This window comes from Rhizobacter sp. Root1221, from assembly GCF_001425785.1.
Taxonomy (GTDB): domain Bacteria; phylum Pseudomonadota; class Gammaproteobacteria; order Burkholderiales; family Burkholderiaceae_C; genus Rhizobacter.
The window spans coordinates 84580-98730 of record NZ_LMDI01000011.1; the positions used below are offsets into that span (position 1 = coordinate 84580).

Sequence of the window (14151 nt, forward strand, 5' to 3'; positions counted from 1 at the left end):
GTTGTTGGAGTTGGTTTATGGAAGGGTCAAGCGGGTACGGGTTCCAGGACCGCCACGCGCTTGCGCAGCTCCTGGACTTCCTTTACGAGCAGGGGGACGAGTTTGGAGAAGTCGACGCCCCACGGACGGTTCACGGCGTCGCCGATCTCGCCGGGGGTCACTGCGTCTGGGTAGACCTCGAACAGCTCCTGGGCGACGAAGCCGACTTGCTGGATCTTGTCCGGGTCGGACTTGAAGTTGAACGTGCGGACTCGGATGGAGTCCAGGAGGTCGCCGGAGGACCGGGCGTCCTCAATGTTCTCTTTGAGGCGCCGGTCGGACGAGGTGTTGAAGGAGATCGTGCTCGCCGACGTGGTGACGACGCCACCCGCGTACGTTCCGTTCACATGGACACCGAGCGCGATGGAGCCAATGGGGGAGTTGGTGTGGATGGCATTGCCGCCGGAACTGATACTCACATGAGCACCGGACCCGATGCCGGTACTGGTCCCGACGAACAACCCACCACCCGAGGGTACCCGCATCCGCTCGATGCCCGTAGAAGTGCCAAAGCAAATGTTCCCCGTGCTCGTGCGGATGCCAAGGTCAGCGGCTCCAGCTCCAAGAACCAAGTCACTCCCCTTGCCAAAATAGCCAGCGTATGTGCCGTCTCGGGCGAAGATGTAGTTACCAAATACGTCGAGCTTGCAGGTTGCGGCAACGCCGATCCCTAGCCCACTGGAATTGAACCGAGAATGCTCAGTGCCGTTCTGGAAGACAACAACTGGCTTGTTCGTGACGGAGCCCATGCCCACAATCGTCCCGTCAGTCGTGAACGTGCCTTGCCGCACCCCATCGAGCGCAACGTCTAACACCGCCTGGATGGCTGCGCTCACGCCAACCACGTTGATCCCCGCGCCGTATGCGGGCGGAGCGTATCCCAGGCCCAAACTGGCGCCCCTCAGACGCATTCCCTCGGCGATGCTCGAAGCCGCGTTGGCGCGTGTTCCGAAAGTCAGCGCTGACGCTCCGTCCCCCACGTGAACAGCAGCAATGCCCGTTACAGCATTGCTGGCCGATCCAGTCGCCTCCAGGCGAATGACACCGGCCGTGCCGTTGGTGGTGGACATGTTCCGCAAAGTCGAAACCACGCCGGACGCCATCATGTCCGCGGAACTGTACGTGGTGTTCGATGTCAGAACTGCGTGAAGCGGTGCAGCCGGCGAGATGCCGATGCCAAGGGTTGCACCGCCAACGCCGAGCCACACCCGATCAGTTGCCCCATCGCCGAATCGCAGGCCGGCACCGTTGCCGAACTCAAGGCGAGGGCCGGTGGCGTCGCTGGAGAGCGCAAGGTAGTGGCCGGTCGTTGTGTTGCGTCCGTACACGTAGTAGCCGTTGGTCGGCGAGCGAGCATCAAGCGGTATACCTGTCGGCGCAACGACCGATACCGCGCCGTTCATGGACATGGTCCCCTGCGGCCAGGAGATTGACGAGACGGTCATGCCGATTCGGTTCACCACAAGCCAGTTCTGCGCGGCATTGTCCGCGTCGTTGACCAGACGGAACCGGATGTTGTTGACGTTCGGGTGGATGTCGGAGAGCTTCTCGTCGGCCCCTCCGCTTGCCGCCACCATGCGGATGGCGGGCAAACCGTTGAGCACCCCCACGTTGACGCGCGAAGCGCCGGTGGCGATGGCCGGGGCGGCGCCAGTCACCTCCACGCCTCCAGTTGCCACCGAGAGCTTGCCGGTGAGGTTCAGTCCGGCGGCCGAAGGCGTGCCGGTGAAGGTCGGGTTGCTTCCCAGGTCGGCCCCGGTCAGAACCACGTCGCCTTCGCGTCCGGCTACTGTCTTCACCTTCGCGGATGCCGCCGAGGCAGCAGAGGCCGTCGCGGCGGTCTGTGCATCGGTGCGAGCTTGGGACGCGTTGGTGGCGCTGGTGTTTGCGTTGGTGGCGCTCGTGGCCGCCGCAATCGCGCTGTCGCTGGCGTTGCTCGCGCTGGTTGCTGCGGAGTCCCGGTGGCCCTGGGCGGTCGTCGCAGCCTGAGAGGCTGTCGACGCACTGGCTGCCGCTGCGATGACGCTCGCCTGCGCCGCGGTTGCGCCGGTCGTAACCTCGGCCGCGAGCTGTGGCAGGTCCTGATACAGCGCGATCAGTTCGGTGATCTGCTTCGCCAGACCCTTGAGCTGGGCCGAGGTGGGGGCGATGGACCAGTCGGTCCCGGTGTACGTCGCGCCGACCCAGGGTGTGGCGAGGACGATGTGGTTGTCCGTGACGATGGTCTTGACCTCGTACATGGACATGTTCGGGCCGATGAACATGTCGCCCGTCTTCACGTTGGTCGTGAACAGCGAGCCGGTGGACAGCAGCACGTCCGAACCCTGGGTCAGGGTGACCGTGCCGGTCCGATACCAGATGGTGCTCATTGAGTTCCTTCGGGGGCCGTGTCAGCCACGCCTCCCGTCAGGGGGCCGTGCTCTGCCAGGGCCGAGTAGATGAGTGGACGGAGGTCCAGGGGAAGGTCGATGTGCTCGTGCCAGAGCGGGTGCTTGCCGGCGACACGGGCCTCGGGGGTCGCGTAGATCGCCACGGTGACCTGGGTGGCGCCTTCGTGGGCGGTGACGCCCAGGACGCGGTGGTACGTCGCCGGGACCCCGTGGGGGGTCTCGGTCGTCTTGATGATTGCCATGTGGTTTAGGTGTCTCGGCGACCGATGGGGATGGTCATGCGGCCTCCGGGGTAGGAGCGCGTGTAGCCAATGCCGCCGCCGTTGTTGCTTGCCCAGTCCCACGCGACGCCCGTGTAGGCGCGGCGACCGCACTGGAGGACGATGCGGTCCGTGCCGAGCGTGGACGCAGCGATCATCGTGTCGTTGTCGTCGAGGAAGCGGAGCAGGGAGTTCAGCAGGATCCAGGGCCGTGTGCCCCAGGGCGTGAAGGAGAGGGTGTAGGGGTAGGCGGGAGCCGGTCCGGTCCCGTTGCCGCTGTCGTTGTCAGGGAAGGGCATGTTGACCTGGAGGACCTGCGTGATTCGCATGACGTCCTGACGGCTGTCCCAAATGACGCGGCCCAGAGAGTCGAACACTTGAGCCCCGTAGGGTGTGGCGTCTATCGCGGCCGGGTTGTCCAGACCGTAGGCGGTCCACTCGAACGCGCCGTTGGACACGTACATGAACTTGTTGTTCAGGATCCCGCTGTTGGTCACGAAGACGGTGTCATCGGCCGGGCGGAAGAAGATGATCGGCGTGTAGGTCTGCGTTGGAATGGCTGCCTCATTGGGCGTGCCTGTCCAGGAGGAGGCGGAGCCCGTGCCTGACGCGACACGCCGGAGCGTCCGCTCGGAGCCGTCGAGCTGAATGATCCCCTGCTGGTTGATGAGCTGGATTGCGTCGGTTGCCATCAGACCCTCAGGACCATGAAGGACGTGTCGAAAGGCCCGGCGACCCCGAAGCGTATCCAGGTGAACCCGTCGACCCCGATGGTCGTATAGGCCACCGGGATCGCGTAGGAGACGTCGTTGGACATGCCGCCGACAACAACCCAGGTGCCGTCGTCGACCATCCCAGGGACGCTGATGAATCCAGAGTGCACGCTGCCCGACGCTGTGAGCGGGACGACATTGTTGAAGCGCGTGATGCGGTCCTGGATGTCTAGGGTCACCACGCCTTGGTCGTTGCGAACTTGAAAACTCATAGGAGCAGGTTCCCAATCTTGACGCGCACTACGTTGTTGGCGTCGTAGACCTTGATGACGTTGTCTGTGATCTCGGTCCGGGCCCCGGTGGTGGCAGTCCGCAGCGTCCCGATGGTTGCGCTCAGGGCGGCCAGGGATGGGGTGGAGATCCCGCCGGGAGTCACCAGGGTCATGAGACCGCTGGGGTTGTACGGCGACAGCGCGGTGGCGTTCGGGTTGGCCTCAGCGATCATCGGGTGGGTGAGGAAGAGCCATGAGTCTCCAGCGCCGGCGTTGGTCGCACCCTTGCGAATGAACATGCGAACCTGCGTCGCGCCGGCCGGGGCCAATCCAATGCCGCCGATGCGCTTGTGCTGCACCAGCGACGGACCCGCGGGCCACGAGGAGTCGCTTGGCACCGCGTAGGCCGCACCCGAGTCCACAGTCCCTGAGACCCCTGCGCCTGCGCCGGCCGCGGTGTACCACTGGAGGTAGACGTCCGCGAGGCAGCGATGGGCCCCGGCGTACAGCGAGAACTCGTAGCGAGTTCCTGCGACCACGGGGATCATGTCGCTGTACCAGTAGGCCAGGGTGGTGTTGATGGCTCCGGTGGTAGGTCCACCGGATTGCTGGATGGCGAGCGAGTGGCCGCCAAGAAGTGAGTAGTTCGGGTAGTCATAGAACGTGGTGCAGTACGACGCCAAGTCCGAAGACACGCCATAGGTCCAGCTCGTTGGGATGGTCCCGACGCGTTCGGTGAATTCCGAGTTGCGCAGGAGGTTCGAGCCGAGACTCACAGCCAGCTCACGGGCCGTGATGGCCCCGGCTTTCAGGTGGCCTGCTGCGATCTCGTCTGCCTTGATGCTGCGGCCCTCGATGGTCCCGTCGACCAGGAGGCGGCCCGGGTAGGTCCGGTCGCCCATGACGTTCGAGGGAATAACCATGGTCGGCGAACCGTCCACGTTGCCGGCAATGAAGATCGGCTTCAGCGGTGCGTTCGGGTCGCCCGGTTGACTGAAGACGAGGCGGTCTGCCTGCATGACAATCTCGGAGGCGCTGATGTCTCCGTTGGAGGTCGCGGCGATCCCGATGCCGGCCATGACCGGCTTGCCGTCTTGGCGCTGCACGGCGACCTTCAGGGTGTACTGGGCGTTCAGGTTCGTGACCTTGCCGTCCACCGCATCCACGTCGGCCTGCATTTCCGCGATGACCTGGGCGAGGTTTCCCCCGATGCTGGTCTGAAGCGCCGTGATCTGCTGGGCCAGCGCCTCGTCGGCCGAAGCCCGTGCAAGCTGCTCGGTCTGGATCATCGCGTCCACGTCACCGAACTCGGCCCGGAGGGTCTCGATCTGGTGCGCCTGAGCGACGTGGCTCTTAGCCTGGGCGACCGCGGCGGTGATGATCGACGCCGCGATCAGCGGGTCTTCCTGGTCGCCGTCCTGGTCGATGGCGTTGATCCTCGCCTCGACCGTGTCTACACGGGACGCGAACGCAAGGTCGTTGGACGCAAGCGTGGCGACCTGCTGCGACACCGCGGACTGGAAGGAGTTCTGCCGGGACTCGACGCTGTCGACCCGCACCACGAGAGCGTCGATGCTCGCGTCGTACTTGGCAACTGTGTCTGCGATGAGCTGTTGGAGGATGGCCGCGCCGTCCTTGACGACGTCGAGATCCGATGTGAGTTCGTCGAGCGTCTGGAGTCCGGCCGTCAGGAGCTGGGCGGTGTACTGGATGGAGTCCAGGGCCCCGGAGATCGTCTCGATCTCGTTGGTGAGGTTCTGGATCGCCTGGGCCACGGAGCCGGTCAGACCTCCTGAGCGTTCCTGGATCAGGAACAGACACTGGAGGCGTGCGCGGTTTAGGTCCGCCGCGGTGAGCATCGTCGCGTCCTTGTACTGGACGAGCGTCACTAGGTCCGGGGTGGTCCGGAGAATCTTGAGAGTCTCCCCCTCGGGGAGCGGTTCACCGAAGATGGTTCGCACCTGAACGGTGTGGTCGTCGATGAACGAGAAGGGGGCCGCCACCTCACCGCGCGTCACGATGATGTTCGCGCGGTCGAGGTAGGGCCAGTTGAAGGTAAAGCGGGTCTGGACCCCGTCAGTGATGTAGGTGGTGAGCATCGGTTGTTCCGGCGCTCACGCGCCTACGTCAATAGGAGTCCACTGCCGCCATGCGTTGCATGATGGACAGTTGCTGGTTCATAGGGATGAGGAGCTGGGCCTTCTTGCGAAGGGTCTCCGAGTCCCCGGTGGCCGCAGCGCCGGCCGCCTGAGAGATCGTCTCAAGCGTTCCGGCCCACGGGCCCGCGAGGTTCGCGATTGCCGAGTTGGCGCTGAACTTGCCCTGGCCGGCCGCGAGGTCGAGACCGGTGAGGTTCTTGATCGTCGGGGCCAGGAGCTTGATCGGGGCATCCACGTAGGAACCCGCCATGCCCAGGATCCCGGACCGCTGAATCACTTGGTACGACCAGAAGGCCGGGTCGTTGTGCAGCTTCTCGAACTCCTCCTCGCCGCCCTTGCGGAACGCCGAGATCGTCGCGGTCACTTCGCCCATCGCGAGGGCCATGCCGATTGCCATGGCCGTGCGCTGCCACTCGCCAGTGACGGCGCCGTGCTGGATGCTGGACCGGATCTGGGCGTTGTAGAACTGCGCACCGTAGGAGGCGAACTGCATCACGAGTCGACCGACCGGCTTGCTCATGAGCAGCGGCTGGGAGCCGAAGCCCGAGACGAGCGAGGCCCGCTTCTGCGTCCGCACCAGGGCGACCTGGAGAGCGTCGGCCATCCGTGAGCCCAGGACGTCGGTGTCCCCAGCCTCGTTGGCGATCCACTTGCGCATGTTCGGGACGACCAGCCCGTTGGCCAGCGTCTCGCTGTGCTTCTCGATGTAGCGCCCGATGTGGGTCAGCTCGTACTTGCCAATTCCGATCTTCGTGAGGTCGGCCTGGACGCCGGGCTTCAGACCATCCCAGCCACCCTTGGACCACTTGGCGATGTTCGCGAGCTGCACCAGACCCGCAGTGCGTCGCATGCCGTCCGAGAACGCCTTGAGGCCCGAAGCCTTGTTGGAGAAGTCGCCGACAGCATTCATGCCGGCCTCGACCTTAGCGGTCACCTTGCGGGTGACGCCCGAGCCGAAGCCTGCGAGATCCTCGGCTGCGCCGGACGCCAGGGCCCGGTCGGAGAACGCCATGTGGGCGCCGTGCTCGAAGGAGGCCAGGAGGACACGGAGTTCCCCTGCCCCCTCGTTGCCGGCCAGGGCTTCCTTGACCAGCTTGGCGGTGTCACGGCGCATCGACTGCATGAGCGGGTTGAACCCACGAGCGGCATACAGCCCGGTCGCGATGTCGCCCATGGCGCCAAAGATGAACCCGCCGCCGAAGCGGAGGAACGTCCCTTGGCGCAGGCGGTCGGCGACCCAGGAGATCCCGTCGTCGTCCTTGAGTTCGTGCTTGCCCATGACCCGGTCGAGCATCCCCTTGTTGGTCTTCAGGGCGTCCTCGCGAATCGCTTGGAGCTTGCTGACCTCCTTGGGGTCCGCGGTCTCGGCGATCTTCTCGTCGTAGAACCTCTGGATGTCGCCGGCCAGTTGCTCCCACGTCTGCCCGTTCAGGGAACGGTGGGCCGCGTAGGCCCCGCCAACGTCCGAGCTGTACCGGTCGAGCTGGTGCAGCGGGTCGTTCTCGCGGAAGTTGGAGGCGCGGAGCTGTTCCATTTCCTCGGGGGACCAGTTGATCTCCTTGGCCTTCAGGCGGCCCGAGGTTCCCGGGTTGTCCCAGAGGAACCCGCCCGGTGCCCGCTCGTTGCCGCGGAGGTGGTTGGTCAGGCGGTCGGCCCAGACGGCGGCCGGGGTCCGTTGCATGTCCCGATTGAGGGCCCACTGCTGCTTCCGGAGGTGCCAGGATGCCTGACCCACGTCCTTCTCAGCCGCGGTCAGCTCCTTGCGGAACGCCTTCTTCATTTCGTACGCATGCTTCCGAGCCTCGGTTGCCTCGTCCAGCTTCTTGCGCAGCACGTCCAGGCGGACGAGTTCCTCGTTCCAGCGCTCCCGGTAGCCGGGCGCCAGGGCGGCCTCGTCGCCGTTCTTGAGCAGGACGTTCATGTCCTGGACGACCGCGTCCTTCCACTCGCGCGTGTTGGCTTGCTGGGCCGCGGTGGCGTCGAAGTGCTGCTCGGCTTCTCGAAGGTAGACGCGGGCCTGCTCGGCCTCGGCCTGGGCCTCCTTGCGCTGCATCTGGAGCGAGTCCAGCTCGGCCTGCTGCTGCTTGGTCCGCGTGGACCACAGCCGGCCTTCTTGGTTGAGCGCGAGCTTCGTGGAGTCACGCTCGACGCGCTTCTCGAAGCGGGTGACTTGCAGGCCCTCGACCAGCTTGTCGGCATCAGAGACGGCGCCCTTGGCTGCTTGGAGTTCCTGGCCGGCCGCGTCGAGTTGCTGGCCGCCTACTTGCAGGTCGGCGTCGAGCTGGGTGTTGAACCCCTCGATGTCCTCGATCTTGGAGTTGATCCGGACGACCTTGGCCTCGGCCGTCTCTGCGGCGTTCGTGGCAGCGGCGAGGTTCTTGGCGTGCGCCCCGCGCTCGATGGCGCGACCCTCTGCCTTCAGCTCCTTGATGCCTGCCTTCTTGTACTCCTGGCCCGCCTTGCGGTAGTACCAGAGCACGTCCTCGGCGGAGTCCATTGCATCCGCCTGACGGCGCAGGGCCGACTCGACGGAGCCTTGGAGCTTGAGGCCCCGGGCAAGCTCGGCGTCGCCGGCCCACTCAGTCATGACCTCGGCGGCCTTCGCCTTGTCGGTCTTCAGGATGGCGTCCCAAGACTCCGGGAGCGGCGCAGCGCCCTCGGGGAGGGTACGGTTCGGGTCGTTGATGAACCCGCGCTCGCGCAGCCACTCCTCTTGGGGCTTCTCCATGACGTGCTGCATGAGCAGCGTACGGAAGCCGGCCGGGTCCTTGTCGATCCCCTTCTTGTTGTACAGGGTCGGGACGTAGTGGGACTGGAGCGCGTCGGGGTCGAGGATGCCGTGACGGACACCCTCCTCGGCGAACTCCTTGTAGAACTTCTGCTGACGGTCGACCGCGGTCTGGACGCGTTTGAGCACCACGTCGGCCTTGCCCTCGTCGCCCAAGAGACCCTTGAGGTGCTCGCGGACGTTGTCGGATGCCTTGGGGTCCTTGGACGCCAGGGCCGCGTTGAGTCGGTCCACCGCGTCGAAGAAGTCCTGACGGTGGATGCGGTTCACGTCGACAGCACCGGTCGTCATGGTATGCGCGAGGTCCCGGGCCGCGTTGCTGATGGCGCCGTTGGACTGGCCCAGGTCGGCGTTGGCCTGTCGGAAGATGTCGGTCAGGTCGTTGTTGGCGATCTGGCCGCGCTGGAGGTACAGGGTGCGCAGGTCCTCCCCGGTTGCCCCGGTGGCGACGCCTCGGGTGTTCGCGTTGTTCATGAGACCCATGGGGTCCACGAGACGCCCGAAGGTCTCGGCGGCCGGGCCCTCGTAGTGGGCTGCTCGCTGTGTGGGCGTCATGCCCGACAGGAAGTCGAGGAACCGCTGGGCGACTCCGCCGACCTTGGGGGCCTCGAAGTCAACCTCGTTCAGGCGCGGGGCGATGATGCGGTTGCCCTGGTCGTCCACGCCCTCCGCCACACGGGCGGCACCGATTGAGTCGTCGACCGTCGAGCCCAGCTTCTGCTCCACCATGGGAACACCGGGGTGCTCGGGGTGCAAGGGGTTCTCGGGGGTGTGCTTGAGGATCGGGTGGTTCGGCGGGACGTGCTTGAACACGACGCCCAGGCCAGCCCCGAGGGACGTGCCGATGCCGATGTTCAGGAACGCCTCGGTCGGCGTCTGCGACCCGGCGCCCATCGCCTGGAGCCCGCCTTCCTGGATGGCCGCGTCGGCGGCGCCAGTGGCGGCCCCGAACAGTGCGCGACCCCCGAGGGTCTTTGCGCTGTTGGCGACGAGCGAGCCGGCCGACAGGATCGACGTGACGTCCAGCATCTCGTAGGCGAAGTTCAGGACGCCCGAGCCCTCGTGGCCGTCCTTGATGGTCTGGCGCAGGTCCTGACGCCAGCGGGCGACTTGAACCAGGTTGTCGAACTGTTGACGGTTCATCGCGCGGTCGAACGCGCCCTGAGCCAGCTCCGTCTCCAGGCCGGCCAGGACGTCAGGGTTCTCGCGGGCGAGACGGCGGGCGTTGAAGGAAGGGTCGAACGGAGCCGACTCCTCGTCAGCGCTGGCCGCCGCGTGCATCACGGAGTTGCCGACGATGGTGTTGAGGAGCCAGTTGGACTTGGCGACCTCGAAGGCCCCCTCGGTGGCGAGGTCGGACTGGACACCCTTCCAGGATTCGGACGGGTCGGCCGTGGCCGTCATCCGCTGCTCTGGGGTGCGTTCCGGCAGGACCGGCGAGGATTGTGAGAGGGGAACCGCAGGAGCGGCCGGGTTTATGGGTTCGTCCATTGGTTCCAGGGGATTACTTGAGTTGGTTGGTGTCGACGCTGGCGAAGAAGTCCGCAGCCTTGGAGCCCATGTACAGGGCGGCCTCGTGCTTTCGGCGGTTCGCCAGGGCGGCCTGCTTGGAGTTGAAGGAGCCCGCGATCTTTGCGGCGACCTCCTGGTCCGAGGCGCCCGACTTGATGAGGTCCGGGATGCCGGACTTCCTGAGACCGCCGCCGCCCATGTTGTAGGCCAGGGAGATCAAGGCGGCCCGTTGGTGGTCGCGGAGCTGCACGCCCGGCAGGAGCCGGTCCACGTCCTTGTTGAAGGACATGATGGCGTGGTCGCGGAGCTGGTCGCCCTGCTCGCGCGTGAGGCCGCGTTGACCGTTGAAGACCGACGTCACGTCCTCGTCGGACATGCCGAACATGGACTTGAACAGCGAGCGGGACTCGGGGTGGGCGGACAGGTTCCAGCCGTAGGCGATGGAGACCTCGTCGTTCTCGCCGCCCTCCTTGAACTCGCCGGGTCGGACGTTGGCGTCACCCTTGCGTCGGAGCTTCGAGTAGATGCCGTGGTACGGCTTGTCCGAGAAGCCCTCTGCGCCGCCGATGACGTCTTTGGCCTGAGCCAGGACGTTCTGGTAGCCGACAGGATTGCTGCCGAGGAATTGAGGAGACACTGCGCGTTCTTTCTGGAGGAAGCCTCGGAACATGTCCAGGTCCCAGTTTTGGTTCACACCGGGGATCGGGGCCGGGGGCCGGCCGTCCTGGTGCGCTGGAGTTCCGAGGGTGGATTGGAGGCGGAGTTCGCCCGACGTGTAGAGCCGGTTGATCTCCGTCTGGATGGCTTCCGACTCCAGCTTGGCCGGGTCGGTGTTGTCAGGGAGCATGGGATTCCTTAGAAGCCCCGGCGGCCGGCGGACGGCGTGATGCCGAAGGCGGCACCGCCCTCGCTGGTGTAGCCGGTGCGGTTCTGCTTCTCGCGTGCGATGGCGGCGTTGCGGTCGTCGATGGACCGCTCGGCAGTTCCGGCGGCTCGACGGGCAGCTTCCTCGTCACCGATCAGCCGGAAGCCGTACTTCAGGACGTAGGCCGGCTGCTGGGTCGCGGGGTCGATGAACCCGCTCTGGTCCACGTAGTAGCCCGGGGGCAGACGCTTCTGGAAGAAGGCGACAGCTTGCGCAGGGTCCTTGGGGACCGGGGCCTTCTCGATGGCGGGGTCGGTCCAGGGGAGCCAGGACTTCTCCACGCCCTCCTTGGGCACGTCGACCATCTGGCCGGGGACGAACTGGATCTGTTGACCGCGACGGTCGAAGAAGGTCATGAGACCGTTCTGGTCCGGCGCAGACACGTATGCCTGCGTGGTGTCCGGCGCGAGGTTCGGCAGCGCCTTGGTCAGCGCCTTCATGTCCTCGGCCATCGTGTCCTTCGGGTCCTCGACCTTGCCCACGCGGTTCATCATTGGGACGCCTGCATAGATCGGCTTGAAGCCCTTCGACGTCGCCAGGGGACCTGCGAGGTTCAGCGGGCTCTGGGGTGCTTGGCCGCGGTCACCGAACGGGTTGCGTACGAGCTGGAGCCCGCCACTGTTGGACGGCAGCGCGAGGTAGCGGCCCTTGATGGTGGCGCCGATGTTCTCGAACGCCTTGTCGACGTCGTAGCTCGACCCGTTGGTCTTCTGGATCACGGCGTCCTTGTAGAGGAGGGCCATGACCTCAGCGCGGACCGCAGGCGCCATGCCGACGTCCTTGCGGAAGCCGGGCCAGTCGTTGGAGTCCGTGACCGTTCGGCCAAGGCCCACGATCTTCTTGTTGATGTCCTGCGACAGCTTGGCGGCATCGGCGCCGGAGACCCCGACGACCTCGGACAGGTTGTAGTTGCCCGTGGACTGACCGGACCCCAGGAACTTCTGGAACAGCGGATCGTCCCGCATCGCCTTGAAGGCAGATGCAGGGTCGGTCCCGTCAGCCATGAAGGCGTCCATCGACCGGTACATCTGCTCAGCCTCGGCGTTCGGGAACACCTTGGACAGCAGGGAGCCCTGCACCCCATTGCGTTCCATCTGCTTCGCCCCGGCCCACGCGCGAGCGGCGGCCTGGGGGTCGTTGCCGGTCAGGGGCCCGAAGGCCCGCGACTTGAGCGAGCCGGCCATCAGTGAGCCTTCGTGGGTCGCCTGGACGGACTGGGCCGCGAACAGGTTGGCGAAGGAGACCATCGCGGCGTCGGACGCCTGCGGGTTGATGAGCCCGTCGCGACCGGTGGTCTGAGCGAGCGTCTCGAATCCCGGGGTCGTCTTGACGTACTCAGCGTAGCCCAGCTCGCGCTCACGCTCGGTGACCTGTCGGTCGACCGCTGCCTCGCCGGGCGCCATGTTGTTCGACCCGAAGGTCCCACGCATCGCTGCGACTTGCAGGTTCACGTTGGCCTTCTGCTTCGAGGCGGCCCGCATGGCGGTGAACAGATGACCGAAGGGCTCGTTGCCCACGCCGTGGCGGTAGTCGATGTCGACCCCGCGGGAGTAGAGCTTGGCGTAGTCGGTCAGCGTGGCGGCCGGGTTGGACTGGAGCGAGTACAGGTCCTGGGTCCACCGGGAGACCTCGTTGTATGCCTCGATGCTCTTGACCTGGGTGACCTGTTGGAGCGCCTTGCGCGACAGGTCGTCGTAGGTCGCGGTGTTGCGCGAGGCCCACGAGGAACCGTCCTCGGCGTCCGGCGTGTTCAGGGCGTTCAGGAAGCTCAGGGCCTGCCGCTGGTTCTGCACCTGGGCGGCCAGGGTCCCCATGAGCTTGTCGGCACGGATCGGATCGCCGCGGGTCACGGTCATGATCTGACCGCGGACATCAGCGACGTCCCCGGAGGTCACGCCGTTCTGGCCCTGGAGCTTGCCCGTGAAGTTCTGGAAGATCGTGTTGGTGGCGGTGGCTTCCTGGTCCTGGAGCTTCTCGTTGTTCGCCTTGGAGACCATCGCCTGCACGTTGTTCGTGAAGCGGCCCATGAGCTGGGCGTCGTACTGGCGGTCACCGGTTCCGGTGCCGATCTCCTGCTTCCAGAACGACTCGGCCGCAGCCATGGGGTCCTGGGTGCCGTCGCGCGGCAGACCGTCCAGGACGACCTTGAACTTCTCGGTGAGGTCGAACGCCTGCGTGTCGGCCGCTGAGCGCTCGAACGCGCCGGCATACGCCTCACGGTTGGCGTACTCAGGCGCCATGGTCTTGCCGCCCTTTCGGTCGATCTGGCCTTGCAGCTCCAGGTTCTTGTTCTCGACCTGGATGCGGTTCATCTCCTCGCGGTGGGCAATCTCGCCGAGACCCTGTGCCACCTGGGCGCCGGTCTGGAAGAAGGAGGACAGCGAGTTGCCCAGCCGGGCGAGGTGCGGATTGGGCGCCTCGCTGACCGAAGCCGCGGTGGGCTTGAAGGGCGTGGTGTTGACGGTGGGGGCCGCGGCGGCAGTACCGACGTCGTCGTACCGTGCCGGGCCGTTGGGGTTGAACTGGCGTTCGCGTTGTCCTGCCATGTCTTAGCCGCTCACGGTTGGTTGACGGTAGTTCTTCATCAGCTCCTGCTGCGACTTCTGGTTCGCGTCCATCACGTAGGCGCTGCCGGCCGCTTGAGCGACCTGGGAGAAGAAGGTCATTTGGTTGGCCTTGAAGCCGGTGTCGATCTGGTCGAGCTTGGACGCGGTCATGACCGCCTGGGCGGCGTTCGCCGACGCCACGGAGGCGTTCGCGTTCTTGAGGCTCGCGTCGATGCGCGAGTAGTCCTCGGCCGCGCTGGCTTCGATGTTCATGGCACGGGCACTCAAGGAGCCGCCTTGTTCCGCCGCGATCACTCGGGCGAGGGAGAGCTGGGACATGGCCTTGCGGGCCCGGTCGGTCTGCTGCTCGAACGCCTGGGTCGCCTGCTGACGGGCGGTCTCTTGGTTGGCCGCGTAGGTGAGCCGGGTGTTCTTGTTGGCGGCGTCGGCTTGCTGCTCAAGCTGTTTGTCACTGTTGTCCTTCTGGACCGCGGCTGAAGCAAGCGCCATGACCGCCATTACGGCGACGGGATTACACATGGTGGTG

At 65.7% G+C, this 14151-nt stretch carries 9 protein-coding genes; all 9 read right to left on the reverse strand.

Translation table 11 applies throughout. The annotated features are described in order from the left end of the window. Nucleotides 1-26 precede the first annotated feature (26 nt). Nucleotides 27-2408 (reverse strand): tail fiber domain-containing protein, encoded by a 2382-nt coding sequence (locus ASC87_RS09600; RefSeq protein ID WP_056660102.1) that lies wholly within the window; start codon nt 2406-2408, stop codon nt 27-29. Next, entirely contained in the window at nt 2405-2671 is a 267-nt protein-coding gene (locus ASC87_RS09605) for a hypothetical protein (protein ID WP_056660105.1), read from the reverse strand. The genes ASC87_RS09600 and ASC87_RS09605 overlap by 4 nt, the downstream gene beginning before the upstream one ends. Nucleotides 2672-2676: 5 nt before the next feature. Beyond that, on the reverse strand, nt 2677-3381 hold the full coding sequence (locus ASC87_RS09610; RefSeq protein WP_056660109.1) for a hypothetical protein: 705 nt from the start codon (nt 3379-3381) through the stop codon (nt 2677-2679). Beyond that, entirely contained in the window at nt 3381-3674 is a 294-nt protein-coding gene (locus tag ASC87_RS09615) for a hypothetical protein (RefSeq protein ID WP_056660112.1), read from the reverse strand. Before ASC87_RS09615 ends, ASC87_RS09610 begins: the two co-directional genes overlap by 1 nt. Further along, nucleotides 3671-5773, reverse strand: coding sequence for a phage tail fiber protein (locus ASC87_RS09620; RefSeq protein ID WP_056660115.1), 2103 nt, complete (start codon nt 5771-5773; stop codon nt 3671-3673). The genes ASC87_RS09615 and ASC87_RS09620 overlap by 4 nt, the downstream gene beginning before the upstream one ends. 28 nt (nt 5774-5801) lie before the next feature. After that, nucleotides 5802-10025 (reverse strand): hypothetical protein, encoded by a 4224-nt coding sequence (locus ASC87_RS09625; RefSeq protein ID WP_056660118.1) that lies wholly within the window; start codon nt 10023-10025, stop codon nt 5802-5804. Between the two features lie 100 nt (nt 10026-10125). Beyond that, nucleotides 10126-10980, reverse strand: a complete 855-nt coding sequence (locus ASC87_RS09630) for a hypothetical protein (RefSeq protein ID WP_056660121.1) — start codon at nt 10978-10980, stop codon at nt 10126-10128. An 8-nt stretch (nt 10981-10988) separates the two neighbouring features. Beyond that, complete coding sequence (locus ASC87_RS09635; protein WP_056660124.1) at nt 10989-13604, reverse strand: hypothetical protein; 2616 nt, start codon at nt 13602-13604, stop codon at nt 10989-10991. Between the two features lie 3 nt (nt 13605-13607). Continuing rightward, nucleotides 13608-14123 carry a hypothetical protein gene (locus tag ASC87_RS09640; RefSeq protein WP_056660127.1) on the reverse strand — a complete coding sequence of 172 codons (516 nt, stop codon included), beginning with the start codon at nt 14121-14123 and terminating at the stop codon, nt 13608-13610. Between the last annotated feature and the right edge of the window lie 28 nt (nt 14124-14151).